The sequence below is a fragment of the Enterobacter sp. AN-K1 genome (assembly GCF_020971765.1).
Taxonomy (GTDB): Bacteria; Pseudomonadota; Gammaproteobacteria; order Enterobacterales; family Enterobacteriaceae; genus Enterobacter; species Enterobacter hormaechei_C.
In genome coordinates this window covers 2,290,194-2,316,259 of record NZ_CP087390.1, presented here as the reverse complement: position 1 = coordinate 2,316,259, position 26,066 = coordinate 2,290,194, and the positions used below count along the sequence as shown (strand labels likewise).

Genomic DNA, 26,066 nt, shown 5'->3' with positions numbered 1-26,066 from the left:
TGAACTATTCCTCCATCTTTCCAACCGCTTGCACATACTTAATCAGTTCGCTGTGGTTGGAAAGATTCAGCTTTTTCATTGCATTGTGTTTCTGTGTCGCAATGGTACTGACCGAACGGTTTCGATGACGGGCAATCTCCGTCGTTGAAAATCCTTCCACGATAAGATGAAGCACCTCCCACTCTCTGGCCGAGAGGATGGAACGCGCCCGGGAGCCGGACCGCATTACCCGCCTGAGCCACGAAGAGATCGACGGTTTTTGCCCGTCCGCCATGAGCAACGCGGGTAATTCCTTTTTCAGTTCAGTCAATTCATCCTGCTGACTGATGGTTAATTCAAATTTCATCTCCAGAACTTTTTTTAACAGCCCGTAAGGCAGCTCGGGCACCAACAGAACACGCCTGACGTGATGGGTTTTACATAAAGATGTAAAACGGCTGCTGACCTCCGCACTCCACTCTTTATGATTAAGCAGATAATTAAATTCAGTGAAGAAAACATCCACGTTATTATCCGCCACCGCCGCCAGCGCCTGTTCTGTGGAATCGACCTGAGTAATGTTCAGTACGTAATCGGGTAAAAGATCCTGGAGCGCCCGGAATATTATCTCTTTAAATATATTTATTTTGTAAAACACCATTACCCTTACGATACGTTCAGTATTATTCATGTCTTTTCTAAATTCTCGTGACCGGAGGAAAATGATAATAGTTTATGTACTCACCACTCACAACCTCTTCGCGCCAGGATTTTATCCTTCTCAGGCTTAAAAATCTGAACAAGGACATTAAATTCATAGAAAAAATTCTATTTTATTCTGCACGCCGTTTCCCCTCGCAGATAAAGCCCTGTCGATAATCCTGCCACGATCACAATTTTTCTTACAGGAACAGCAGTAAATCACTGAAAAAACGGTGGATTAACCCCATTAATCAACCTTCTGATGCTTATTATCCGCTCATTTACAGAATAAAAATCTGGCATGAATATTATTAGAAGATTAAAACAATTGCATATACCATTAAAACCATTTTTCAATTTTATCTTCCGCTAATAATTGGCTTCAGCTTTACTCGACGGTTTGTATTGGCTTACATTGATGCCATCGCATCGCGTTATTTAAAAAGTGCTCGCTATTCTTTTAATAAGAGAGTGCGAACCGCCATTTTCTCTTATATGGACTGTTTACTCAGCGAAAGGAGAATGCCAATGCAAAATAAAAAAACAATTCACGTTGCCGTTGTTGACAGCTGCGAATTCACGATGATTGGCCTGCAATCGCTTGGAAAGCGTGAGCCTGATGAAAAACACGACGTTATTTTCCATGGATTTACCCATATCGAAGAACTTGCTCTGAGTGAACAACTCTTTGATATCATCATTTATGATCCGTTGAATACGCGTCATTTCCGGGTGACGACGAATGACGACATTCTCTGTATTAAACAGAAACAAGTGACGGCGAAGATCTATATCTATTCGTTATCCGCCGGCTATTTGAAATTCAAACATGTTGATGGAGTCATCAGCAAAAGAGTCTCCCTGGGGGATATCAAAGCGCTGTGGCAAATACTGATGAGCCAGACGCCGCAAGAGTCTGGCCGTTACAACGTAGGCATGACGACCCGCTTACGCACCCCGGCGAGGTTGTCCAGCGAGGAGGCCAGCGTATTGCGCGGCTATTCCTGTAATCTCAAAACCAAGCAAATCGCCCGTCAGCTGGGGTGTAACGTCAGGCTGGTTTACTTTTATAAGAACAACGCCATGAACAAGCTTAAGGCCGTGCGTGGCCCCTCGTTTTACCAGAGCATTCGCTGGATCCTGAATTAAGAATTTGACCGTGTGTCGTTTGCCTTTTGTTCCCGTGTCCGCGGGAACCTTTTTTCATTTCCTGAAGGCTGTTCCATGTATATCGTTCTTCCCTCTCCCCTGTTGCAACGTATCTCAGGGCTGCGATTCCAGCCTCTTGTCGATCTTCATTCGGGCCAGGTGTTCGCGCATGAAGTTCTCGTGGAGATCCATAACGTCAATCTTGAGGTGCTGTTTGCCTCGCTGCCCTCGCGCAGCGCGCTGCAAATCTTCTTCTGGCAGGCCAACACCCTGTTACAGATACCCGCCCGGGACGCTTACTGGCTAAACCTTCCGGCAGAACACCTTCTCAACGAACGCGCTATCCGGTTGTTGCTGGCGTTACGCCATCAGCAGCGGTTAACGATTGAAATTCAGGATCCCCTCACCATCACACGGCTGGGCGAGGATGAGCAACGTCGTCTTCATGCCACGCTTGTTCGTTTAAAAGAGGCGGGATGGCAAATCTGGCTGGACGATTTAACCCGGGAGTTGGCGGAGGCGTTCGCGCGGCTTGCGCTGCCGCTGGATGGGGTGAAAATTGACCGCTCAGCGCTGCGCGAGCGCGCGCCGCTTGCCCCGTTTGTACAGGAGGTCAGGGCAGGTATCGCGCAATCAATTCTTATAGAAGGCATCGAAAACTCGCGGGATCTGGCGCGCGCCCGCGCGTCCGGCGCACAGTCTGGTCAGGGTTTTCTGTGGCCCGAAAGCCGAACCGATGCCCGCGTAACGCTTTGACGGCCAGCGGAGCGCTGGCCTTTTTACCGGGGCTTACCAGCCCGGCACCGCGCCACCGTTAAAAAGGGTCTCCGCCGCTTTCGCCACTTCCGGCGACTGATAGGACTGGATAAATTCCTTCACGTTTTCGGCGTCTTTGTTCTCTTCACGCGTGACCACAATATTCACGTAGGGTGAGTTTTTGTCTTCGATAAAGACGCTGTCGTGTACCGGAGAAAGCCCCGTTTGCTGGAGATAGGTGGTACTGATGATGGCCACATCCACTTTCGGATCGTCCAGCACGCGCGGCAGCTGCGCCCCTTCCAGCTCCATAATCTGTAAGTTTTTCGGGTTCGCGGTAATATCCAGCGCCGTTGGCAGCAGCCCAACATCCGGTTTAAGGGTAATCAGCTTCTCTTTTTGCAGCAGCAACAGCGCGCGGCCAAGGTTGGTGGGATCGTTTGGAATCGCAATGGTTGCGCCGTCCTTCAGCTCAGAGACCGATTTAATCTTTCGGGAGTAACCCGCCATCGGGAAGACGAAGGTATTGGCCACGGCGACCAGCTTGTAATTGTGCGCCTTGTTATCTTCTGCGAGGAACGGGCGATGCTGGAAGACGTTGGCGTCCAGTTCGCCCTGGTTGGTGGCATCGTTGGGCAGCAGCGAGCCGCTAAAACCCACCAGCTCAACATCCAGACCGTATTTCTCCTTTGCCACCTTTTTGGCGACTTCCGCCACGTCCTGCTCAGCGCCATTGATCACGCCGACTTTAATGTGTCTGGCATCATTGCCGCCCTGATCACAGCCCGCGAGCAGCAGGCCAGTCAGGAGAAGCGCACCCAATCGAAGTTTCACGAGACAGTTCCTTTTGATAGACGTTTTGAAGACTATATCGACAACGAGACGGCAGGCTAAAAAACGAAAAGGAATCAGTAAGACGGTTAAGTTATATGCGGCCTGTTGCCGGGTGGCGCTGCGCTTACCCGGCCTACGTAACGGGCGAAGTGTAGGCCCGGTAAGCGTAGCGCCACGGGCGATGGGCATCAGGCTACGGTAGTCCAGGCGCAAGCAGAACCGCTTCCCTCACGCCTGCCGACGCAGCGGCGCTTCGCGCAAAAACCACGACAGCACAAACGCCAGCACCATAATCCCCGCCGCCAGCATGAATACCGCATGGATCGCCGAGCCGAACGCATCCAGATAGTCCAGACGCAGGGCATCAGGCAGATGGTGTATGGCAACGGGATTAAGTTCGCGCGGCAGTTCCGCCCCTTCCGGCAGCCTGTCGATCAGGCCTGATTGCAGAATATGGGTGAACACCGCGCCAAACAGCGCAACGCCAATCGCCCCGCCAATGGAACGGAACAGCGTCACCCCAGACGTCGCGACGCCGTATTGATCGGCTGACACGCTGTTCTGCACCGCCAGCACCAGCACCTGCATCACCAGTCCCAGCCCCATGCCCAGCACGCCGGTAAACAGGTACAGCTGCCAGGTTGGGGAGGTGATTGAAATGCGCGTCAGTAATACCATCCCCACCACGCCGAGCAGCGTGCCGAGGATCGGGAACAGACGATATTTCCCGGTACGGCTGATGATGCGCCCGCTGATAATGGAGGTGAGCAACAGCCCCCCCATCAGGGGGATCAGCTGCAAACCGGCCTGCGTCGGCGTGGCGTCTTTTACCACCTGTAAATAGAGCGGCAGGAAAGTGACGGAGCCAAACAGCGACATGCCGATAATAAAACCGATCAGGCTACAGAGCAGGAAGCTGCGGTCGCGGAAGAGCGACAGCGGGATAATCGGCTCCCACGCCAGCCGCTCTTCGTAGATAAACCCGGCGATCCCCGTCAGGCCGAAGGCCAGAATGCACCACAGCTGCGGGTCGCTCCATTGGCGGATAGTCCCACCCTCGGTGGTAAACAGAATGATGCACAGCAACGCCATGCTGAGGTAAATCGCCCCCAGGTAGTCAATCTCATGCTTGCTGCGCCGCGCGCTGCCGTGGAAAACCGCGCCAATCACCAGCAGGGCAAACAGCCCCAGCGGCAGGTTGATGTAGAAAATCCAGCGCCAGGATGCGTGCTGAACGATAAACCCGCCGATCAGCGGCCCTATCACCGTCGCCAGGCCAAACACGCCGCCAAACAACCCCTGATAGCGACCCCGATCGGCAGGCGGGATCACGTCCGCCACGGCAGCCATGCTGATCACCATCAGACCGCCGCCCCCCAGCCCTTGCAGGGCGCGCATCAGCACCAGCTGGGTCATGTTCTGCGCCAGACCGCACAGCGCGGACCCTACAAGAAACAGCACAATCGCGATTTGCAGAACGATTTTTCGGCCAAACAGATCGCCGAATTTGCCGTACAGCGGCACCACGATGGTCGAACTGAGGATATAGGCCGTTACCACCCACGAGAGCTTATCCAGCCCGCCCAGCTCACCGACGATGGTCGGCAGCGCGGTGGAGACAATGGTCTGATCCAGCGCCGAGAGCAGCATCACCAGCAGGAGTGCGCTGAACAGCAGCTTAATCGACGGCGCCTTTTTCGCAGGTTGAGTCATTACGTCGGACTCCATAAGACATCACTTGAAATTAATTAATCGTATAATTAATATTTGTGGAAGTGATGAATAAGATCAAGAGATACGGTGACCATGCCAGCACAAAAGGACAATTCTGAACCCCGCCGCCCCGGTCGGCCACGCGGCGGCAAGCGCGTTACCGCCAGCCGTGAACAGCTGCTGGACATCGCCCTGAACCTCTTTTCCCGCCAGGGGATCGCCAATACGTCGTTGAACGCTATTGCCCGCGAAGCAGGCGTGACGCCCGCCATGCTGCACTACTACTTCAACTCCAGAGAACAGTTACTGGATGCGATGATTGAGGAGCGCTTCCTGCCGTTACGCGAGCGGATCGGGGCGATTTTCGCCGACAACCGGGATTCGCCGGTGGATGCCCTGACGGAAATGGTCAGGGTGCTGGCCGAACTGGCGGAAAAGTATCGCTGGTTTGCCCCGCTGTGGATGCAGGAGGTGATTGGCGAGATGCCGATACTGCGCACCCATTTGCAGGCACGCTTTGGCGATGAGAAATATCACACCACGCTGGCAACCATCAAAGGCTGGCAGCAGGAAGGAAAGCTGAATCCGGCGCTGGCCCCCGAACTGCTGTTCACTACGCTGCTGAGCCTGGTGCTGGTGCCGTTCTCCCGCATGCGCAATGACGAGAGGCTTAGCGCCCTCTCGCCGGAGATCGTGGTGCGCCACGTGTTAGCCGTGACAGGCACCGGGATCGGCGGTTAAAGATTTTTGGACAGATAGTGTCTCTGCATTCCCTGATAAGGGTAGTCCTGCAAGGACATCTGCACCTGATAACCCTGTTTTTCATAGAACGGACGCGCCTGGAAGCTGACCGTATCCACCAGCGCGTGACGACAGCCTTTGCGACGGGCCTCCTCTTCAGCCGTTTTGATAAGCTGGCTTCCCACGCCCGTTCCCCGCACGCTGTCGCTGACCCACAGATAGTCGATGTTCAGCCAGTCGCCTTTCCGTACGCCGATTAACCCGCCCAGCATGACGCCATTGTCGTCTCGCATATATACGCCAATATCGCCGCCAAACGTCGACAGATCTAAAAACTGCGCGTTATAGGCTCTTAGCCCCGTTAATAATTCTTCTTTTTCTTCGGCTGTGACATTATCTGTAATGCTCAGATGCATAATTCTCTCCTTATTTTCAGCGCAATCTGAATATCTCACAGCTTAACCTTCATAAAAACTCCTTATTTTCTCCATTGTTTATACCTGGAAATATTCATTCAATATGTAAATAAAAAAAGCCTTTCCAATAGTCTCCGAAAACGTATAATGAGAACGATCATTCTCACTTTTTACGGTAGCCGACAATGAGTACAAAGCTGGAAGAACGACAAAAACTGCGGCAGGACGAAATCATTACCGCCGCGCGCCGCTGCTTTCGCGCCAGTGGATTTCACGCTGCCAGCATGTCGCAGATCGCCAGCGAAGCCAGGCTCAGCGTCGGACAAATCTATCGCTATTTCAGTAACAAAGACGCGATTATTGAAGAGATGATCCGGCGCATTATCGACTCACGTATTGAAGAGATGCAGGGCAAAACCCTGGTTGAAGGGATGCCGCAGGCGCTTGCCTGGCGCCAGACGCTTAACGAAGACGATGACGCGCTGATGCTCGAAATGTCCGCAGAGGCCACGCGCAATCCGCTGGTGGCAAACATGCTGATCGAAGCCGAAGCCCGCATGTTCGCCAACGCCTGTGAGCACCTGAAAAAGCAGTTCCCTCACCTGAGCAATGAGCATATTCGCTGCTGCGTGGAGATTACCGCCGTGATGATCGAAGGCACGATTTACCGTCGACTCACGCCTTTAAAAGTACCATCAGAACAATTAGAGCCTATATACCAGAATATTTTAAATATGATTTTCTCTGCGAAGTAATCGCATGTGAATAATTAGCGGAAATAAGTAATTTCCCTTTTTTCATTTCTGGCTCAGCCAGAGATGCGGGATCGCTGTGCTTTTAATTAGCCCTCCTCCCTGTTAAGCGATTAACAGGGCAGGCTTCGTTCACCCTGGAAAAAGATTATGAAAACCATAACAACCTCCATCGCGGCATTACTCCTCCTGACAGGGTGCGATAATGCGCAAACATCTGCTCCTCAACGTCCTCTTCCGGAAGTGGGGATTGTCACCCTCATGAGCCAGCCGGTGTCCGTCGTCAGCGAGCTGACCGGCCGCACCGCCGCCGCAATGAGCGCCGAAGTGCGCCCCCAGGTAGGTGGCATTATCCAGAAGCGCCTGTTCACCGAAGGCGATACGGTCAAGGCCGGGCAGGCGCTGTATCAGATCGATCCTTCCAGCTACCGCGCCGCGTATGATGAAGCCGCCGCCGCACTGAAACAGGCGCAGGCGCTGGTGCAGGCCGACTGCCAGAAAGCCCGGCGTTATGCGCAGCTGGTGAAGGACGACGGCGTATCACGTCAGGATGCGGAAGACGCGAAGTCCACCTGCGCGCAGGACAAGGCCAGCGTCGAGTCAAAGAAAGCCGCGCTGGAAAGCGCCCGCATTAACCTCAACTGGACCACCGTCACCGCGCCGATTGCCGGACGTATCGGCATCTCCTCTGTGACCCCCGGCGCGCTGGTGACCGCCCAGCAGGATACCGCGCTGGCCACCATTCGCGGGCTGGACAGTATGTACGTCGATTTAACCCGTTCCAGCGCCGATCTGCTGCGTTTACGCAAGCAAACCCTCGCCAGCAACAGCGATACGCTGAACGTGTCGTTGATTCTCGAAGACGGCAGCAGCTACAGCGAAAAAGGCCGCCTGGCGCTGACCGAAGTGGCGGTGGATGAGTCTACCGGCTCAGTCACCCTGCGCGCCGTCTTCCCGAACCCGCAGCATCAGCTTCTGCCGGGCATGTTCGTCCGCGCCAGAGTGGATGAAGGCATCATGAATGACGCGATCCTCGCCCCGCAGCAGGGCATCACCCGCGACGCCAAAGGCACCGCCACCGCGCTGGTGGTGAACGCCAGCAACAAGGTCGAACAGCGTCAGCTGGAGACGGGTGACACCTACGGCGACAAATGGCTGGTGCTGAGCGGTTTGAAGGCGGGCGATAAGCTGATTGTGGAAGGCACCGATAAAGTCACCGCCGGGCAGGAAGTGAAAGCTGAAGAGATGAAAACCAACGGAGGAAACGCCTGATGTTTTCCCGTTTCTTCGTGCGTCGCCCGGTCTTTGCCTGGGTTATCGCCATTCTCATCATGCTCGCCGGAATGCTGGCGATCCGCACGCTGCCCGTTGCGCAGTACCCGGACGTGGCTCCGCCGTCGATCAAAATCTCCGCCACCTATACCGGTGCCTCCGCACAGACGCTGGAAAACAGCGTGACGCAGGTGATCGAGCAGCAGCTCACCGGGCTGGATAACCTGCTCTACTTCACCTCCACCAGCAGCTCGGACGGGTCGGTGAGTATTAACGTCACGTTTGAACAGGGAACCGATCCGGACACCGCTCAGGTACAGGTGCAGAACAAAGTCCAGCAGGCGGAATCGCGCCTGCCGACCGAGGTGCAGCAGTCCGGGATCACCGTCGAAAAATCCCAGAGCAACTTCCTGCTGATCATGGGCGTATATGACAAAACCGACACCGCCAGCAGCTCGGATATCGCCGACTGGCTGGTGAGTAATATGCAGGATCCGCTGGCGCGCGTGGATGGCGTCGGTAGCCTACAGGTGTTCGGTGCAGAATACGCGATGCGCATCTGGCTCGACCCGGCGAAGCTGGCGTCGTACTCGCTGATGCCCTCCGACGTGCAGAGCGCGATTGAAGCGCAGAACGTGCAGGTTTCCGCCGGTAAAATCGGCGCGCTGCCCTCGTCGAACGCCCAACAGCTGACCGCCACCGTCCGCGCTCAGTCGCGTCTGCAAACGGTCGATGAGTTCAAAAAGATCATCGTCAAGAGCCAGTCCAACGGTGCGGTGGTGCGCATCAGCGACGTCGCGCGCGTGGAGATGGGCAGCGAAGATTACACCGCCACCGCGAAGCTGAACGGCCACCCGGCGGCGGGTATGGCAGTGATGCTCTCACCGGGCGCCAACGCGCTTAACACCGCCACGGCGGTAAAAGATAAGATCGCCGAGTTCAAAAAGTCGATGCCGGAAGGCTACGACGTGGCCTATCCGAAAGACAGCACCGAGTTCATCAAGATCTCCGTTGAGGACGTGATTCAGACCCTGTTCGAAGCCATTATCCTCGTGGTGGTGGTGATGTACCTGTTCCTGCAAAACATCCGCGCGACGCTGATCCCGGCGCTGGCGGTGCCGGTGGTGCTGCTGGGCACCTTCGGCGTGCTGGCGCTGTTCGGTTACTCCATCAACACCCTGACGCTGTTTGCGATGGTGCTGGCTATAGGGCTTTTGGTGGATGACGCCATCGTGGTGGTGGAAAACGTCGAGCGTATTATGCGCGACGAAGGGCTGCCCGCCCGGGAAGCGACCGAAAAATCGATGGGCGAAATTTCCGGCGCGCTGATCGCCATTGCGCTGGTGCTCTCTGCGGTATTCCTGCCGATGGCCTTCTTCGGCGGCTCTACCGGGGTCATTTACCGCCAGTTCTCGGTCACCATTATTTCGGCGATGTTCCTCTCCGTGGTGGTGGCGCTGACCCTGACGCCCGCGCTGTGCGGCTCGATCCTGAATCACACCGCTCCGCACAAAAAGGGCTTCTTCGGCGCGTTTAACCGCTTCTACAGTAAGACCGAGCACGGCTATCAGAACAAGGTGCTGCGCGCCCTGCGCCGTTCCGGTGGCATGCTGGTGATCTACGCCCTGCTCTGCGGCGCGATGGGGTTCGCCATGCTAAAACTGCCGGGCAGCTTCCTGCCAACCGAAGACCAGGGTGAAATCATGGTGCAGTACACCCTGCCCGCCGGCGCAACCGCGGTGCGTACCGCCGAGGTAAGCCGCCAGGTACGCGAGTGGTTCCTCACCAAAGAGAAAGCCAATACCGACGTGATCTTCACCATTGAAGGCTTCAGCTTCAGCGGCAGCGGCCAGAACGCCGGGATGGCGTTCGTCTCCCTGAAAAACTGGTCAGAGCGCAAAGGCGATGAGAATACCGCCCAGGCCATTGCCCTGCGCGCCACGCAGGAGCTGAGCACCATTCGGGATGCCACAATTTTCGCCATGACGCCCCCGGCGGTGGATGGTTTAGGCCAGAGCAACGGCTTTACCTTTGAGCTGATGGCCAGCGGCGGCACCGACCGCGACGCGCTGCTGAAACTGCGTAACCAGCTGATTGGTGAAGCCAACCAGGACAACTCGCTGCACGCCGTGCGCGCCAACGATCTGCCGCAGATGCCGCAGCTTCAGGTGGATATCGATAACAACAAAGCCGTGTCGCTGGGGCTCTCCCTGAGCGATGTTACCGACACCCTCTCCAGCGCCTGGGGCGGCACCTACGTGAACGACTTCATTGACCGTGGCCGCGTGAAAAAGGTCTACATCCAGGGCGACAGCGACTATCGCGCGGTGCCATCGGATCTTAACAAATGGTATGTGCGCGGCAGCGACAGCACCATGACCCCGTTCTCCGCCTTCGCCACCACCCGCTGGGAGTATGGCCCGGAAAGCCTGGTGCGCTACAACGGCTCGGCGGCGTATGAGATTCAGGGCGAAAACGCCAGCGGCGCCAGCTCCGGTACGGCGATGAGCAAAATGGAGCAGCTGGCGAATAACCTGCCGTCCAGCAGCACCTGGGCATGGAGCGGTTTGTCGTTGCAGGAAAAACTGGCGAGCGGTCAGGCAATGAGCCTCTATGCCCTCTCGATCCTGGTGGTGTTCCTGTGCCTGGCGGCGCTGTATGAGAGCTGGTCGGTGCCGATTTCGGTCATCATGGTGATCCCGCTAGGGGTGCTGGGTGCGGCGGTTGCCGCCTCCCTGCGCGGCCTGAACAACGACGTCTATTTCCAGGTGGCGCTGCTGACCACCATCGGTCTGTCGTCGAAGAACGCCATTCTGATTGTCGAGTTTGCCGAAGCCAAAGTGGCCGAAGGCTACTCCCTGACGCGCGCCGCCCTGCGGGCCGCCCAGACGCGTCTGCGTCCGATCATCATGACCTCGCTGGCGTTTATCGCAGGCGTGACGCCGCTGGCGATTGCCACCGGCGCCGGGGCCAACAGCCGCGTGGCGATCGGTACCGGTATTATCGGCGGGACGCTGGCCGCGACGCTGCTGGCCATCTTCTTTGTTCCTTTATTCTTTGTACTGGTGAAACGTCTGTTCTCCGGTAAGCACGCAAACCGGAGGTCATAATGTTTCGTGTAACCGTATTAACGTTAGCGCTGCTGAGCGCGGGCTGTGTGTCATTAGATCCCACGTATCAGCGCCCGGACGCCCCCGTCCCGGCGACGTTGCCGGGCGCCCATGGCGAAGCCAACGCCGTGGTGAGCCAGTGGCAGCAGGTGATGAATGATGCGCGGTTGAAAAGCGTGGTGACGATGGCGCTCAACAGCAACCGCGACGTGCAAAAAGCGATTGCGGATATCGACGCCGCCCGTGCCCAGTATGGCGAAACGCGCTCGTCCCTGTTCCCGACGGTGGACGCGGAACTGAGCCACACCCGCAGCCGCACGCTGGCGAGCGGCGTCGCGACAAGTGACGAAGCCAACGGCGCGGTCTCCAGCTTCGAACTGGATCTGTTTGGCCGCAACCAGAGCCTGTCGCGTGCCGCGCGTGAAACCTGGCTTGCCAGCGAATTCACCGCGCAGAACACGCGCCTGACGATGGTCAGCGAGCTGACCACGGCCTGGGTGACGCTGGCGGCGGATAACAGCAATCTGGCGCTGGCGAAGTCCACCCTGGAGAGCGCCGCAAACTCACTCAAGATTGTGAAGCGCCAGCAGGAAGTGGGTGTGGCAGCGGCAACGGACGTCAGTGAAGCGATGGCGGTTTACCAGCAGGCGCGCGCCAGCGTGGCGAGCTACCAGACGCTGGTGATGCAGGACAAAAACGCTCTCAACCTGCTGGCGGGCGATACGGTGCCCGAGAACCTGCTGCCCGGCACGCTGGAGAGCCTGAGCGACAACGCCATCACGCTGATCCCGGCGGGCGTCAGCTCCAGCGCGCTGCTGCGTCGTCCGGACATTCAGGAGGCCGAGCATAACCTGCTGAGCGCCAACGCCAACATCGGCGCGGCGCGCGCCAACTTCTTCCCGACCATCTCGCTCACCGCCAGCGCGGGTGTCGGCAGCGATTCGCTGTCGTCCCTGTTCAGCCACGGGATGAAGGTCTGGTCGTTTGCACCTTCCATCACCCTGCCGCTGTTCAGCGGCGGCAACAATATGGCGCAGCTGCGCTATGCGGAAGCCGAGAAAAAAGGGTTAATTGCGACCTATGAGAAAACCATCCAGAGCGCGTTCAAGGACGTGGCCGACGCGCTGGCCCGGCGCGAAACGTTGAGTGAACAGCTTGATGCCCAGCGTGAATACGTGGCGGCGGAGCAAAAAACGCTGGATGTGGCGACGCGCAGTTACAAGGCTGGCGCGGGCGATTATCTGACGGTGCTCACCGCGCAGCGGTCGCTGTGGTCGGCGCAGGAATCACTGATTGCCTTGCAGCAAACCGACCTGGAAAACCGCATCACGCTGTGGCAGTCGCTGGGCGGCGGGATTCAGTAACATCACTGCCGGGCGGCGCAACGTTGCCCGGCCATCAGAGTAAATACCTATGGCAAAACTCTCTTTTTCTTTCGCGGCCATCCTTGGCCTGCTGACGGCTATCGGGCCGCTGTGTTCCGATTTTTATCTTCCGGCGCTGCCGGAGATCGCCACCCAGCTCAACACCTCCACAACGCTGACGCAGCTTTCTCTTACCTCGGCGCTGATTGGCCTGGGGCTGGGACAACTCTTTTTCGGCCCGCTAAGCGATCGCATCGGACGTAAAACGCCGCTGCTGTTCTCACTTTTGCTGTTTGTACTGGCTTCAGTGCTTTGTGCCAGCACGCAGAATATTTACGCCCTGATCGGCTGGCGATTTGTGCAGGGCGTTGCCGGGGCGGGCGGCTCCGTACTTGCCCGCTCCATCGCCCGTGATAACTATCATGGCACGATGCTAACGCAGTTTTTTGCCCTACTGATGACGGTCAACGGCATCGCGCCCGTGGTGTCCCCGGTACTCGGTGGCTATATCGCGTCGCATTTCGACTGGCGGATGCTGTTCTGGGTAATGGCAGGGGCGGGTCTGGCGCTGCTGATCGCCAGCCAGCTTTTTATCCGCGAGTCCCTCACAGAGAAACAGGGCGGGGGATCGCTGACGCAAACCGCCAGGACGGTACTTAAAAATCGTCGCTTTATGCGCTACTGCCTGATCCAGGCCTTCATGCTGGCGGGGCTGTTCGCCTATATCGGGGCATCCTCCTTTGTGATGCAAAACGAGTATGGCCTGAGCGCCATGCAGTTCAGCCTGCTGTTCGGTGTGAACGGTATCGGCCTAATCGTCTCAGCGCTGATTTTCTCCCGTCTGGCACGCCGACACCCGGCGGAAGGGTTAATGCAAATAGGTCTGGTTTTGGCCTTAACCTGCGCGGGGCTGACGTTGCTCTTTGCGTGGATGCAGCTTTCCGTTCCGGCACTGATTGCACTCTTTTTCACCGTCGCATTTAACAGCGGGATCAGCACCATTGCGGGTTCAGAAGCGATGAGCGCAGTCGACGCGAAGGAGTCCGGCACAGCGTCAGCCATTCTGGGCATGCTGATGTTTTTATTCGGCGGGATCGCAGCGCCTCTCGCCGGTATCGGCGGAGAAACGATGCTGAAAATGAGTCTCGCGGTGTTAGTAAGCTATGGCATTGCACTGGCGATCGGATCTCGCACGCAGAATGCGTAAATTCATACTTTTGGCTTGAATCGCGTTGATGAATGTAACGATATATTTCAGGGGAAGCATGTGACTTTCAAAGGAGGTTTCGATGAAATCTGCACACCTGGTTTGCCTGCTCGTTTGCCTGATTTTCGCTGCGTTTGTTCACGCGCAGGAGAAGAGCGCTCCGGAGAAAGAGGCCCAGATAAAACAGCAGGTCCTGAAAGATGTTAAGAAAACCTGTACCCCGCAGAAAAAGCAGAGCGATAAGGCCTGGCAGGCGATGATTTTGTCGTCTGAGGCCAATCAGCTGCTGATCAAAAACGCCATCACCGCCGTGAAGCGTGACAACCTGGACGCCTACTGGGATGCAGTAAGTCAGGTGGATTGTATGGAAGATTACTGAGGGTTGAGCGCCGGGTGGCGCTGCGCTTACCCGGCCTACATCACACGTTTAACGCTTCCGCACATCCGGAATAATCAAATCACCGCGCAGAACGTAGGACCCGAGCATCTGCGTTTTCTCTGTCAGCCAGCTCACGATGCGCGCCGCCATGGCGTCCATGGAATACTCAATGGCCGGGATCACCGGAATACCCGGCAGATGCAGCGAACCGCCGAGGCTGAAAACCATGATGTCTTCCGGTACCGATTTATTAAACGCCTGTAACTGCGGGATCACCCGCTGGGCTTCCTGCTCATCCGCCACCAGCAGCGCGTTGAAGTTCAGCGTGGACGCGTTGTTGAGTAATTCCTGAAGCGCAACGGACGATGAAGTCGCGTCCATAAACACGAGGTTGCGATTAAAGGGCAGGAAGTTTTTCTCCAGCGCGTGTTTGTAGCCCAGCAGCACCTGATCGGCAAAGCCGCTGCCGTGCGGGTGGATCAGCGCTATCTGGCGACGCCCCTGGCTGGTGAGATAGTTACAGGCCGTTTCGGCCGCGAACGCGTGATCGAACTGAATGCTGTTGGCGTTATCGGCTTCCATACAGTCGACCAGAATCACGTTGTCCATGTCCACGTCCAGCGGGAAACGCGCGCCAATCACCAGAATGTCATCACATAAGCCGCAGGAGAGTTCTTCAAGGGCGTTCATCACTTCTGTTTTTGTGTGTGCGAAACGCAGCAGCAGATGTTTTTGATGCTGGCTGAGGTGTTTTTCCAGCGCGTACAGGTAACCGGTGGTCTGGTTAATGTTTTCCTGCGCGCAAATCACCCCAATGCAGCCCGTCGACTGGCTGAGCAGCGACTGGGCGATCACGTTGGGACGATAGTTCAGCTCATCCACCGCTTTCAGAACAGCCTGGCGGCTGGCTTCTTTAACGCCACGCGACCCGCTCAACACCCGTGATACCGTGGCTTTGGACACCCCGGCCAGACGCGATACATCGTTGATTGTAGACATCTCTCTCCCCTGTCAGACGCAACTGGCGTCTGTAATTTCCATCACCGCTACGGCTCACATTATAGCCAGAACGGAGTATATCCGTTTCCGTTTTCCATGGAAACCGATTTTCCGTTTCCACTCAATTTGATGCCAAAACAGCCAAATTATGTGACCCACATCCGGTTAATTAGCCTCATAAGTATTGGATCTTGATGGTTATCACACTTCTGTCTTTTATAAATGGAAACCGGTTTCCGTATCATGTCCAATCATCCTCGCAATAACTTTTTACATTTTGAGGATGGTTGTCGATGTTCAAGATTATGCTGTGCTGCTCTGCCGGGATGTCCACCAGCCTGCTGGTCAGCAAAATGATCGATGTTGCAAAAGAACGGGGCTTGCCCGTGAAGATAGATGCGTATGGCGTATCCGAATTTGATACGCAGTTTCCGTACTATCAGGTGGTGCTTCTCGGACCGCAAGTGAAATACATGTTAAAGACGCTCTCAGACAAGGCAGCGACGCAAGGCATTCCGGTGCAGCCCATCGACATGATGGATTACGGCATGCAGCGTGGCGATAAAGTACTGGACTATGCTCTGTCGCTCATCGAAGCGGCACACTAAAAGGTGTTCACATGAGTTCGTTATATCAATCCATGGTCGCGGTGATTGAGCAGTCAATTACGCCGCTGGCCGCGAAGCTCGGTCAGCAAAAGTATGTGATTGCCATCCGCGACGGCTTTACCGCTGCGCTGCCGTTTATGATCATCGGCTCGTTTATGCTGGTGTTTATCTTCCCGCCGTTTTCGGCGGATACCACCAACAGCTTCGCCCGCGGCTGGCTGGATTTCTCCGAGACCTACCGCGAACAGCTGATGCTGCCGTTTAACCTCAGCATGGGCGTGATGACCTTCTTCATCTCGGTAGGGATTGGGGCAAGCCTGGGGCGTCAGTTTAACCTCGATCCGGTGATGTCCGGCCTGCTGGCCTTTATGGCCTTCCTGCTGGTCGCCGCGCCCTATGCCGATGGCAAAATTTCGACCCAGTATCTCTCCGGTCAGGGGATCTTCACTGCGCTTATCACCGCGATCTACTCCACTCGCGTCTATGCGTGGCTGAAACAGAACAACGTCACCATCCGCCTGCCGAAGGAAGTGCCGACCGGCGTGGCGCGTTCGTTTGAGATCCTGATCCCGGTGATGGTGGTGATCGGAACGCTGCACCCGCTGAACCTGTTCATTGAAGCGCAGACCGGGATGATCATCCCGCAGGCGATTATGCACCTGCTGGAGCCGCTGGTGTCGGCGTCTGACTCGCTGCCCGCCATTCTGCTCTCCGTCCTGCTGTGCCAGATCTTCTGGTTCGCTGGTATCCACGGGTCGCTGATTGTCACCGGCATCATGAACCCGTTCTGGATGGCGAACCTCTCTGCAAACCAGGCGGCGCTGGCGGCGGGCGCGGCGCTGCCGCACGTTTATCTGCAAGGTTTCTGGGATCACTACCTGCTGATTGGCGGCGTAGGCTCCACCCTGCCGCTGGCGTTCCTGCTGCTGCGTAGCCGCGTTACCCACCTGCGCACCATCGGCAAAATGGGCGTGGTGCCAAGCTTCTTTAACATCAACGAACCGATTTTGTTCGGCGCACCGATCATCATGAACCCGATGCTGTTTATCCCGTTCGTGTTTGTTCCGCTGGTCAACGCCTGCCTGGCGTACGGCGCAACCAAACTCGGCTGGCTGGCTCAGGTGGTTTCGTTAACCCCGTGGACCACCCCCGCGCCGATTGGTGCGTCGTGGGCGGCGAACTGGGCGCTCAGCCCGGTGGTGATGTGCCTGGTCTGTATGGTGATGTCCGCGCTGATGTACCTGCCGTTCCTGCGTGCCTATGAGCGTACGCTCATCAAAAACGAAGAGCAGAAAGCTCAGGCGACCGTCGGTAACGCTGAAGCCGCCAGCAATTAAGTCAAAGAGGAAGAGTCATGAAATACGCATTTCCCGATAACTTCTGGTGGGGCAGCGCAAGCTCCGCTCTCCAGACGGAAGGGACACGAGAGGGTGAAACCACGTGGGATTACTGGTTTGCCCGCGAGCCGAACCGTTTTCACAACGGCGTGGGGCCGCAGCACACCTCCACGTTTTATCAGCACTGGAAAACGGACATTCAGCTGTTAAAGCAGCTGAACCACAACAGCTTTCGTACCTCGATTAGCTGGGCGCGCCTGATCCCTGACGGTATCGGTGAAGTGAACCCGGACGCGGTCGATTTTTACAATCAGGTCATTGATGAGCTGAATGAACAGGGCATCACGCCGTTTATCACCCTGTTCCATTTCGACATGCCGATGGCGATGCAGGAGATTGGCGGCTGGGAAAACCGTGACGTGGTGGACGCGTACGCCCGCTATGCGCAGATTTGCTTCGAGCTGTTCGGCGACCGCGTGCTGCACTGGTTTACCTTCAACGAGCCGATTGTTCCGGTGGAAGGCGGTTATCTGTACGACTTCCACTACCCGAACGTGGTGGATTTTCGTCGGGCAGCCACCGTGGCGTATCACACCGTGCTGGCCCATGCGAAGGCCGTTCAGGCTTACCGCGCCGGACACTACGCGGGTGAGATCGGCATCGTGCTCAACCTGACGCCGTCGTACCCGCGCTCCCGGAACCCGGCGGACGTGAAGGCGGCGCACATAGCGGACCTGATGTTTAACCGCAGCTTCCTCGACCCGGTGCTGCGCGGGGAGTATCCGGCGGACCTGGTGGCATTGCTGAAATCTTACGATCAGCTGCCCGCCTGCAAGCCGGAAGACGGTTTCCTGATTGCGGAAGGGAAAATCGACCTGCTCGGCGTTAACTACTATCAGCCGCGTCGCGTGAAGTGTCGCGACAGCGCGGTGAACCCGCAGGCGCCGTTTATGCCGGAGTGGTTCTTTGATAATTACGAGATGCCGGGCCGCAAGATGAACCCGTACCGCGGCTGGGAAATCTACGCGCCGGGTATTTACGATATTCTGGTTAACCTGCGCGATAATTACGGCAACCCTCGCTGCTTTATTTCGGAAAACGGCATGGGCGTCGAAAACGAGCAGCGCTTTATTGAAAATGGCCAGATTAACGATCAATACCGCATCGATTTTATTTCTGAGCATTTATCGTGGCTGCACAAAGGTATTAGCGAAGGCTGCAATTGCCTTGGCTATCATATGTGGACGTTTATTGATAACTGGTCGTGGTGTAACGCGTATAAAAATCGCTACGGTTTTATTCAGCTCGATGTAGAGACGCAGCAGCGCACCATTAAAAAAAGCGGAGAGTGGTTTGCCGCCACCGCCTTAAATAATAGTTTTGATAAAGAGTAATGATGATGATCGCACTAGAAGAAGCCGTAATGGAAATTATCGTCAACGCCGGCCAGTCCCGCAGCCTGTGCTTTGAAGCCCTGCACGCGGCGCGTCAGGGCAACCTTGACGAGGCCAAAAGCCTGCTGCGCGAAGCCGACGGCTACGCGCGCCAGGCGCACAAGATGCAGACCAAACTGATCGAGCAGGATGCGGGAGAAGCCCGCCAGCCGATGACCTTAATTATGGTGCACGCCCAGGATCATTTAATGAATTCCTTATTAGCGCGCGAGTTATCCGAAGAAATTATTCATTTATATCAGAGATAGTCTATGGCGAAATAATTACTGTAATACCTCTGTACCCTAAATAGAGATCCACTTGTTCTGATGATAGCGACATACTCTGTCAGATCGGAGCGGGATGGTTATTGTCTGAATAAAATTAAACTATATTGAGATAACCATGAATACGATTAAAAAACTTCCAGTAACCATGGCGGTTATCGCCGCGCTTTGCCCAATTTCCGTCCTCGCTCAGGAATTCACTCAGGAGCAAATCGACGCCATTGTGGCGAAAGCGGTGGATAAAGCCCTGGCCGAGCGTCAGGCCAAAATGGATGCTGCGGTCGCGAAAAAAGCGGACGTGGTGACCGAGCCGCAGAGCGCGGCGCAATCTCCGGATATGGCGATCCCGTTCGGGGTTAAATTTACCGGCTACGCCCGCTACGGCGCGCACTTCCAGGCCGCCGATCAGAAATACGTGGCGGTGGACGGCTCCTACAACGGCGCGTCCGCCATTGGTCGTCTGGGCAACGAAGGCAACGGCGGCGAGTTCCAGCTCTCTAAAGCCTTCAAGGGCGAAAACGGCGCCATCTGGGACATCAACGTGATGATCGACCACTGGGGCGACGAAGTTAACCTCAAGAAAGCCTACGCCGGCGTGACCAACATTATGGCCTCCAACCCGAACGCCTACTTCTGGGCGGGTCGCGACTTCCACCAGCGTCCGCAGCAGGGCATCAACGATTACTTCTGGATGAACCACGACGGTCAGGGCGCCGGGGTGAAGAACTTCGACATCGGCGGCGTGCAGTTTGACGTGGCCGCCGTGGCAGCGGTGGAATCCTGTAGCCCGGAAGTGATGGAGGACGAAGCGAACCCGTCGCGCATCACCTGTACCGGCGGGTCCGGCACGGGCGACAAAGGCAACTACGCCGCGACGTCTAAAATCCACGGTATGAAGCTCGGTCCGCTGGATCTGGAGCTGTACGCCAACTACGGCTTTGACTCCAAGGCGGTGGAGAGCGACGAGCGTCTGAACGCCTGGCAGGGCGGCGTGGTGCTGAGCCACACCAACGACAGCGGCGTGAACAAGGTGATTGCCCGCTACTCCGATAACGCGGACAACAGCGTGTTCAACAAAACCGAGGATCTGACCACGGTCTACGCCAGCTTCGAAGGGCTGTACAAATTCACCCAGGCGACGCAGGTGGAGTACCTCCTCGCCTTCCACGACTACGACAACAGCCGCGATAAGACCGACAACCGCAAGAACTACAACGCCATCGTGCGCCCGATGCACTGGTGGAACGACGTTCACTCCACCTGGCTGGAAGCGGGCTGGCAGCACGTGGATTACGACAACGGCGGCGACAACAAGGGCTGGAAGCTGACCCTGTCGCAGAACATGTCTATCGCCATGGGGCCGGAGTTCCGTCCGATGCTGCGCTTCTACGTGACCGGCGGCAAGGTGGATAACGAACGTACCGCGCGCGTGAACAACACCAAAGATGAAACGCTGGACGACTTCAACGTCGGCGCGATGTGGGAGGCGTGGTTCTAGTAGAGCGTCGTTTGTTTCGCCCGGCTGCGCTGCGCTTGCACGGGCCTACAAGGTTTTGTAGGCCGGGTAAGCGTAGCGCCACCCGGCAAGATCCCATGTTATGCTACAAAAAAACCAACATAACAGGGGAGAACATGGGTTCCACACGCAAAGGGATGCTCAACGTCCTGATCGCCGCCGTTTTATGGGGCAGTTCCGGGGTTTGCGCGCAGTACATCATGGAGAAAAGCCACATTTCTTCGCCTTACCTGACCATGGTTCGTCTGCTGTTTACCGGCGTGATCCTGCTGACGCTCTCCTTCGTTCACGGCGACAAGATTTTCTCGGTCATCAAAAACCGCAAAGACGCCCTCAGCCTGCTGTTTTTCTCGCTGGCTGGCGCGCTTACCGTGCAGCTCACCTTCCTGCTGACAATTGAAAAATCCAACGCCGCGACGGCCACCGTGCTCCAGTTTCTGTCGCCGACCATTATCGTGGCATGGTTTGCGCTGGCGCGGAAAACGCGTCCCGGCATATTTGTCTTATCCGCGATTTTCACGTCGCTTGTGGGTACCTTCCTGCTGGTAACCCACGGCGACCCGACGTCGCTCTCCATCTCGCCGGCCGCGCTGTTCTTCGGTATCGCCTCGGCGTTTGCCGCGGCGTTTTATACGACGTACCCGTCGACGCTTATCGCCCGCTACGGCACGCTGCCGATTGTCGGCTGGAGTATGTTGATTGCGGGACTAATGCTGACGCCGTTCTACGCCGGACGCGGCACCACCTTCGTGATCGACGGCGGCCTGCTGCTGGCGTTTTTCTACCTGGTGGTGATTGGCACCGCGCTGACGTTCAGCCTGTATCTGAAAGGCGCACAGATGATCGGCGGGCCGAAGGCGAGCATTCTGAGCTGCGCCGAGCCGCTGAGCAGCGCGCTGCTGTCGGTGGTGTTGCTGGGGGTGGCATTCACCCTGCCGGACTGGCTGGGGACGCTGCTGATTGTGTCGTCGGTGGTGTTGATTTCGATGGATTCGAGAAGACGGGTTCAGACATCGGCGTAGCCTGATGCCCTCACCCCAACCCTCTCCCACGGGAGAGGGAGAAAAGCACTACTTCGCCTTAACCTTCCCCGCCACCAGCAGCGCGGTCAGCAGCATCAGCGTGCCGGAAATTACCAGCGGCGAGGTCAGCCCCAGGTGGTCGAGCGCTACGCCGCCCACCGCCGCGCCGCAGGTATTCGCCAGCTGGATCACCGCCACCTGAATCGACCCGGCTTTTTCCGCCTGATCGGCAAGCGAGCGGGTGATCCACGTCGACCAGCCCACCGGCACCAGCGCAAAGGCAAAGCCCCAGATAATCGCGATCGCCGAAGCCACCCACTTATCGCTGCCCCACAACACCAGCACCGCGGCGCTGATCGCCAGCACCAGCGGGGCACCCGCCAGCGCCACCTTCAGGGAGCGCTTCAGGAACTGGGACGACAGCGAGGTGCCGACAAAACTGGCGATCCCGAAGCTCAGGAGCACCAGCGTCAGGCCGTCCACGTCAAAGCCCGCCATGGTCATATACACCGGGCGGATATAGGTGAAGAAAGCAAACTGCCCGGCAAAGGCCATGAAGATGGCGGTCATCCCCGCCAGCACGCCCGGGCGCTTCAGCAGCGCGAACATGTTTTGTTTGTGGTGCGCCGCTTCCCCCGGAAGGGACGGCAGCGCCTTCCACACCCAGATTATGCACAGCACGCCCATCACCGCCGCCGCGTTAAAGACGTTGCGCCAGCCGATAATTCCACCGAGGAAACTGCCCAGCGGCGCGGCGATCACCAGCGCGATCGAGACCGCACCGAAGATAACGGACAAGGCTTTTGGCACCGTACGCGCGGGCACCAGGCGCATGGTCAGCGAGGCGGACATCGCCCAGAAGCCGCCTAATCCCAGCCCCAGGCAGGCACGGCCAAGCAGCAGCAGGGTGAAGCTTTCAGCGAAAGAGACCAGCAGGCAGGAGAGCGTCAGCAGCACGCTGAACAGAATAACCACCTTGCGACGGTCAATGGTGCCGATCGCCTGCGTGATAAACAGGCTGGCGAACATCGCCACAAACGCGGTGACGGTCACGGACTGCCCCGCCACGCCCTCGGAAATGCCCAGATCCTGCGCCATCGGCGTCAGCAGGCTGACCGGCAGGAACTCGACGGTAATCAGACAGGCGACGCAAAATGCCACGGAGAAAACCGCCGACCAGTTGGGGCGTGAAACCTCTTTGGCCTGCGGTGTAGTCGTGGGCTGGATATGTTCTGTCATGGCATCACCTGAAGATAAAAACGTGCGGAAAAGTCGCGCAGTTTATCATCAAAAGTGTGACGAATTTAACGTTTCGACAACTTTTGTCGTTTTTTAATGCCGGGCGGCGCTGCGCTTGCGCCGGCCTACGGGCTTGTAGGCCCGGTAAGCAAAGCGCCACCGGGCAAAATTACCCGCGAGCCTTAAGAGCGGCATTCGCTAATCCCACGATCCACTCCTGATGCCCGTTAATCATTGGGTTTGGCACCGTGCGCGCTAATTCCTGCGCCGGCACGCCTTTCTGCGACTCCTGAGTCAGAATGCGCACGCGGTTTCCCGGCAGGTCTTCAAACAGCCAGGCGTGGATCACGTCCAGACGCGAATTTGCATCCCCTTCTACCCAGCCGTGCCACGCGATACGCGCGGCTTCGCCCTCCACGGGCGGAACATACTCAGTCACCTGCGCCTCAACCGGAAAGCCAAAGGTGGTGAAGCGGAAGCGGGCGTTGGCGCTCAGCGCCGGGCCGCTGCCGTCGTGAAAACGGATATCTTCGGCGTTGCTGTAGTAGTTCGGCCACAGGGTGGTGTCGTTAAGCTGCGCCCAAATCTCTTTTGCGCTCAGCCCGGCGACGATGATTTCGTTGGAGGCAAAGTTATCGGTGGTGCCGGGCAGGTAGTCGTTCGGCCAGATAATGGCGGATTGTTTCATGGTTCACCTCATCGGTTAGTTGATAAGGTGATGGTGCGCCTGCGGGTGATATAAATCTAATGACGATGCTTTATACTCTTCATCACGTTTCGTGATATCAGTGCAGGTAAAACACGCCCTCTTCCGGCAGGAAAAGCTGGTTGTAGCGCAGCTGGAAGGCGTTAAGCTCCTGCGGGTCAGGCTCTATCTCGCGCATAAAGCCGAGCGCGAGGCGGATTTGCGCGTCGGTGATCGGCGCGGCCAGACGGGCTTTACGCAGCATGCGGTGCCAGGTATGCAGATTCTCTTCGCTGGCGTCGACGATGCAGACCTGCCAGATCAGCAGCACCTGAGCGGCATTTAGCAGATGCGCCTCGTCGGGGCGTTCAAGATAGCGGATAAACTCATTGCCCGGCGTTTTACCGAACTGGTCAATCATCGACTCGACCGGCATCGGGGTGATCCCCAGCCGCTCGCTTAAACGTTTGATGGCGCGGCGGGAGTCTGAGGTCAGGACACGAAATCCAACCACAAACACCACGGCAAGCGTTGCCAGCATTATCCAGACCATGCGTTCTCCTTAGACTAGCCGCCCATCATAGCGGGAAACGCAGCGCGTCAACAGCGGGCAGCGCCATAATAGTAAACGGAAAAGAGGTGGAAAAACGTCATGAAAGCGGATCTGCACACGCTGGATCTTAACCTGCTGAAAACGCTGGATGCCCTGCTGGACGAACGCAGCGTCACCCGCGCGGCGGCGCGTCTTGCCCTGACCCAGCCAGCGGTAAGCGGCATGCTTAACCGCCTGCGGGATTACTTTGAAGACCCGCTGTTTATCCGCGCGCCGCACGGCATCGTGCCTACCACCCGGGCGGAAGCAATGGCGGCTCCCGTCAAACGCATTCTGGCAGATATCGACGAGCTGCTTCAGCCGATCGCCTTTGATCCGCTCACCGCAACGTTCACCTTCACGCTTGCCGCGACCGACTACGCCCTGCGCGCGGTCGTCGTGCCGTTTATCGCTGCGCTTAAGGTACAGGCGCCGGGTATTCGCGTGCGCGTGGTGCCTGTGGAATCTGACCGTCTGGTCAGCCAGCTCGAACAAGGCTCTGTCGACGTGGCGCTGATCACCCCGCACACCACGCCAGATGAGCTTCACAGCCGGGCGCTTTATGATGAACGGTACGTTTGCATGATGCGTGCCGACCATCCGGATGCCGGACAGCCCATGACGTTAGACCGGTTTTGCGCCCTGGAGCATGTGCTGGTCTCTTACGAGGGCGACGGTTTTCGCGGCGTAACGGATGGCGCGCTGGAGAAAACTGGCCGAACGCGGCATGTTGGCTTATCAGTGAGTAACTTTTTAGTCCTGCCGGACGTGCTGGCCCTCAGCGATATGATTGCCGTTGTGCCATCACGCATAGCGGAAAAGCAGACGGGGATGTTCGTCTGCGAGACGCCGGTTCCCGTGCCCGGTTTTACCAAAAGCATGGCCTGGCACGGCAGAACGCACCGCAACCTCGCGCAGGCGTGGCTGCGCGGGCTGTTGCTGGAGACCAGTCAGCGCGCCTGAAGCCCTTTCAGCAGCGCCTCGTGGAAGCGGGCAGGATCCTGCATCTGCGGCGCGTGGCCCATGTCGTTAAATTCAACCAGCGTCGCGTGCGGAATGCGCTTCGCCGTCTCTTTACCCAGCACCGCGTAATTGCCGAGCGTCTTGCGGATCTCCGGTGGGGCGAGATCCTTCCCGATGGCGGTGTTGTCCTTCGTGCCGATCATCAATAATACCGGCATCTTCAGCTCGCTAAATTCATAGACGACCGGCTGAGTATAAATCATGTCGTAGAGCAGCGCCGAGTTCCACGCCACGCGCGCTTTGCCCGGCCCGTTGTTTAACCCGGCAAGCATGGTGACCCAGCGCTCGTACTCCGGCTTCCACTCCCCGGCGTAGTAGGTGTTTTTCTCGTACTGACGAACACCGTCGGCACTGACCTTCAGCTCACGCTGGTACCACTGGTCGACCGTAATATGCGGCACGCCGCGCGCTTTCCAGTCTTCAAGCCCTATTGGGTTCACCATCACCTGCTGCGGCCACATCAGCGCGTAGCGGGTCGCCAGCATGCCGCCGGTCGAATGGCCGATGACCGTCACGCGATCGACGCCCAGCGTTTTCAGCAGCGCGTGGGTGTTATCCGCCAGCTGCTGGAAGGTGTACTGATAATGCTCCGGCTTGGTGGATTTGTAGAAGCCGATCTGGTCGGGTGCGATCACGCGATACCCGCTGGCTGAAAGCGCGCGGATCGTGCCGTCCCAGGTACCGGCGCAGAAGTTTTTGCCGTGCATCAGCACCACGGTGCGGCCGTTGGGTTTTTCCGGCTTCACGTCCAGGTAAGCCATATCCAGAGGCTGGTTCTGCGAGGTAAAGGCAAAGTGTTTTACCGGCCAGCCGTAGTCAAAACCTTCCAGCTTCTCGCCGTAGGTGGGGGCATTCGCGGCCATTGCGGGGGAGGCCAGCGCCATCAACAGCGCCAGGCAGGACAATCGTCGGGTCAACATGCAAGCTCTCCGTTAGCAAAAGGGGCTAAGG

Annotated in this window: 25 protein-coding genes; 16 read left to right on the top strand and 9 right to left on the bottom strand. The window is 57.2% G+C overall.

What is annotated here, in order from left to right:
- Positions 1 to 4 precede the first annotated feature (4 nt).
- Entirely contained in the window at positions 5 to 640 is a 636-nt protein-coding gene (locus LOC22_RS11090) for a LuxR C-terminal-related transcriptional regulator (protein WP_015570092.1), read from the bottom strand.
- Between the two features lie 569 nt (positions 641 to 1,209).
- On the opposite strand from LOC22_RS11090, the gene LOC22_RS11085 reads away from it, so the two are divergent.
- Together LOC22_RS11085 and LOC22_RS11080 are read left to right on the top strand one after the other, a co-directional pair.
- Positions 1,210 to 1,830 (top strand): LuxR C-terminal-related transcriptional regulator, encoded by a 621-nt coding sequence (locus tag LOC22_RS11085; RefSeq protein WP_040117023.1) that lies wholly within the window; start codon positions 1,210 to 1,212, stop codon positions 1,828 to 1,830.
- Positions 1,831 to 1,905: 75 nt separating this feature from the next.
- Complete coding sequence (locus tag LOC22_RS11080) at positions 1,906 to 2,586, top strand: EAL domain-containing protein (RefSeq protein ID WP_196348369.1); 681 nt, start codon at positions 1,906 to 1,908, stop codon at positions 2,584 to 2,586.
- Positions 2,587 to 2,619: 33 nt separating this feature from the next.
- On the opposite strand, the gene nlpA is transcribed toward LOC22_RS11080, so the two are convergent.
- A complete protein-coding gene (gene nlpA, locus LOC22_RS11075) occupies positions 2,620 to 3,420 on the bottom strand; it encodes a lipoprotein NlpA (protein WP_023302839.1) in 801 nt (266 codons plus the stop codon).
- Between the two features lie 228 nt (positions 3,421 to 3,648).
- A complete protein-coding gene (locus tag LOC22_RS11070) occupies positions 3,649 to 5,148 on the bottom strand; it encodes an MDR family MFS transporter (RefSeq protein WP_015570095.1) in 1,500 nt (499 codons plus the stop codon).
- Positions 5,149 to 5,226: 78 nt separating this feature from the next.
- Between LOC22_RS11070 and LOC22_RS11065 the strand changes: the two genes are divergently transcribed.
- On the top strand, positions 5,227 to 5,874 hold the full coding sequence (locus tag LOC22_RS11065) for a TetR/AcrR family transcriptional regulator (protein WP_045339536.1): 648 nt from the start codon (positions 5,227 to 5,229) through the stop codon (positions 5,872 to 5,874).
- On the opposite strand, the gene LOC22_RS11060 is transcribed toward LOC22_RS11065, so the two are convergent.
- Complete coding sequence (locus LOC22_RS11060) at positions 5,871 to 6,290, bottom strand: GNAT family N-acetyltransferase (RefSeq protein ID WP_017383664.1); 420 nt, start codon at positions 6,288 to 6,290, stop codon at positions 5,871 to 5,873. The genes LOC22_RS11065 and LOC22_RS11060 overlap by 4 nt on opposite strands.
- Before the next feature lie 185 nt (positions 6,291 to 6,475).
- On the opposite strand from LOC22_RS11060, the gene LOC22_RS11055 reads away from it, so the two are divergent.
- The 6 genes from LOC22_RS11055 (at position 6,476) to LOC22_RS11030 (ending at position 14,374) form a co-directional block, all read left to right on the top strand.
- Positions 6,476 to 7,045, top strand: coding sequence for a TetR/AcrR family transcriptional regulator (locus LOC22_RS11055; protein ID WP_230239539.1), 570 nt, complete (start codon positions 6,476 to 6,478; stop codon positions 7,043 to 7,045).
- A gap of 147 nt (positions 7,046 to 7,192) precedes the next feature.
- Positions 7,193 to 8,314: an efflux RND transporter periplasmic adaptor subunit gene (locus LOC22_RS11050; RefSeq protein ID WP_017383665.1), complete on the top strand. Its 1,122-nt coding sequence runs from the start codon at positions 7,193 to 7,195 to the stop codon at positions 8,312 to 8,314.
- A complete protein-coding gene (locus LOC22_RS11045; protein WP_230239538.1) occupies positions 8,314 to 11,424 on the top strand; it encodes an efflux RND transporter permease subunit in 3,111 nt (1,036 codons plus the stop codon). Before LOC22_RS11050 ends, LOC22_RS11045 begins: the two co-directional genes overlap by 1 nt.
- Positions 11,424 to 12,788, top strand: coding sequence for an efflux transporter outer membrane subunit (locus LOC22_RS11040; protein WP_017694001.1), 1,365 nt, complete (start codon positions 11,424 to 11,426; stop codon positions 12,786 to 12,788). Before LOC22_RS11045 ends, LOC22_RS11040 begins: the two co-directional genes overlap by 1 nt.
- Positions 12,789 to 12,837: 49 nt before the next feature.
- Positions 12,838 to 13,995: a multidrug effflux MFS transporter gene (locus tag LOC22_RS11035; RefSeq protein WP_017383668.1), complete on the top strand. Its 1,158-nt coding sequence runs from the start codon at positions 12,838 to 12,840 to the stop codon at positions 13,993 to 13,995.
- Positions 13,996 to 14,077: 82 nt separating this feature from the next.
- Positions 14,078 to 14,374 (top strand): YicS family protein, encoded by a 297-nt coding sequence (locus LOC22_RS11030; protein ID WP_003861030.1) that lies wholly within the window; start codon positions 14,078 to 14,080, stop codon positions 14,372 to 14,374.
- Positions 14,375 to 14,422: 48 nt separating this feature from the next.
- Here LOC22_RS11030 and LOC22_RS11025 read toward each other — a convergent pair whose 3' ends face one another.
- Entirely contained in the window at positions 14,423 to 15,373 is a 951-nt protein-coding gene (locus LOC22_RS11025; RefSeq protein ID WP_003861033.1) for a LacI family DNA-binding transcriptional regulator, read from the bottom strand.
- Between the two features lie 293 nt (positions 15,374 to 15,666).
- Here LOC22_RS11025 and LOC22_RS11020 point away from each other — a divergent pair, with 293 nt between their 5' ends.
- The 6 genes from LOC22_RS11020 to LOC22_RS10995 all read left to right on the top strand — a co-directional run bounded on the left by LOC22_RS11020 (position 15,667) and on the right by LOC22_RS10995 (position 21,576).
- Positions 15,667 to 15,981: a PTS sugar transporter subunit IIB gene (locus LOC22_RS11020; RefSeq protein WP_032668892.1), complete on the top strand. Its 315-nt coding sequence runs from the start codon at positions 15,667 to 15,669 to the stop codon at positions 15,979 to 15,981.
- 11 nt (positions 15,982 to 15,992) lie between these two features.
- Positions 15,993 to 17,318 (top strand): PTS sugar transporter subunit IIC, encoded by a 1,326-nt coding sequence (locus LOC22_RS11015; protein WP_023302832.1) that lies wholly within the window; start codon positions 15,993 to 15,995, stop codon positions 17,316 to 17,318.
- Positions 17,319 to 17,335: 17 nt separating this feature from the next.
- Complete coding sequence (locus tag LOC22_RS11010) at positions 17,336 to 18,712, top strand: glycoside hydrolase family 1 protein (RefSeq protein ID WP_017383670.1); 1,377 nt, start codon at positions 17,336 to 17,338, stop codon at positions 18,710 to 18,712.
- Between the two features lie 5 nt (positions 18,713 to 18,717).
- Positions 18,718 to 19,020, top strand: coding sequence for a PTS lactose/cellobiose transporter subunit IIA (locus LOC22_RS11005; protein ID WP_014168006.1), 303 nt, complete (start codon positions 18,718 to 18,720; stop codon positions 19,018 to 19,020).
- A gap of 136 nt (positions 19,021 to 19,156) precedes the next feature.
- Positions 19,157 to 20,536, top strand: a complete 1,380-nt coding sequence (locus tag LOC22_RS11000) for a carbohydrate porin (RefSeq protein ID WP_017694006.1) — start codon at positions 19,157 to 19,159, stop codon at positions 20,534 to 20,536.
- Between the two features lie 134 nt (positions 20,537 to 20,670).
- Positions 20,671 to 21,576 (top strand): EamA family transporter, encoded by a 906-nt coding sequence (locus tag LOC22_RS10995; RefSeq protein WP_032103766.1) that lies wholly within the window; start codon positions 20,671 to 20,673, stop codon positions 21,574 to 21,576.
- A 48-nt stretch (positions 21,577 to 21,624) separates the two neighbouring features.
- Here the strand turns inward: LOC22_RS10995 and nepI are convergent, their stop codons facing one another.
- From nepI to LOC22_RS10980, 3 genes are all read right to left on the bottom strand, one after another.
- Positions 21,625 to 22,815: a purine ribonucleoside efflux pump NepI gene (nepI, locus tag LOC22_RS10990; RefSeq protein WP_032672175.1), complete on the bottom strand. Its 1,191-nt coding sequence runs from the start codon at positions 22,813 to 22,815 to the stop codon at positions 21,625 to 21,627.
- A 169-nt stretch (positions 22,816 to 22,984) separates the two neighbouring features.
- Positions 22,985 to 23,503: an SRPBCC domain-containing protein gene (locus tag LOC22_RS10985; RefSeq protein ID WP_017694007.1), complete on the bottom strand. Its 519-nt coding sequence runs from the start codon at positions 23,501 to 23,503 to the stop codon at positions 22,985 to 22,987.
- A 97-nt stretch (positions 23,504 to 23,600) separates the two neighbouring features.
- A complete protein-coding gene (locus LOC22_RS10980) occupies positions 23,601 to 24,053 on the bottom strand; it encodes a DUF1198 domain-containing protein (protein ID WP_045333531.1) in 453 nt (150 codons plus the stop codon).
- A 99-nt stretch (positions 24,054 to 24,152) separates the two neighbouring features.
- On the opposite strand from LOC22_RS10980, the gene LOC22_RS10975 reads away from it, so the two are divergent.
- Entirely contained in the window at positions 24,153 to 25,055 is a 903-nt protein-coding gene (locus tag LOC22_RS10975; RefSeq protein ID WP_230239537.1) for a LysR family transcriptional regulator, read from the top strand.
- Here LOC22_RS10975 and LOC22_RS10970 read toward each other — a convergent pair.
- Positions 25,043 to 26,035, bottom strand: a complete 993-nt coding sequence (locus LOC22_RS10970; RefSeq protein WP_230239536.1) for an alpha/beta fold hydrolase — start codon at positions 26,033 to 26,035, stop codon at positions 25,043 to 25,045. The two genes, LOC22_RS10975 and LOC22_RS10970, sit on opposite strands and share 13 nt — an antisense overlap.
- Positions 26,036 to 26,066: the final 31 nt, after the last annotated feature.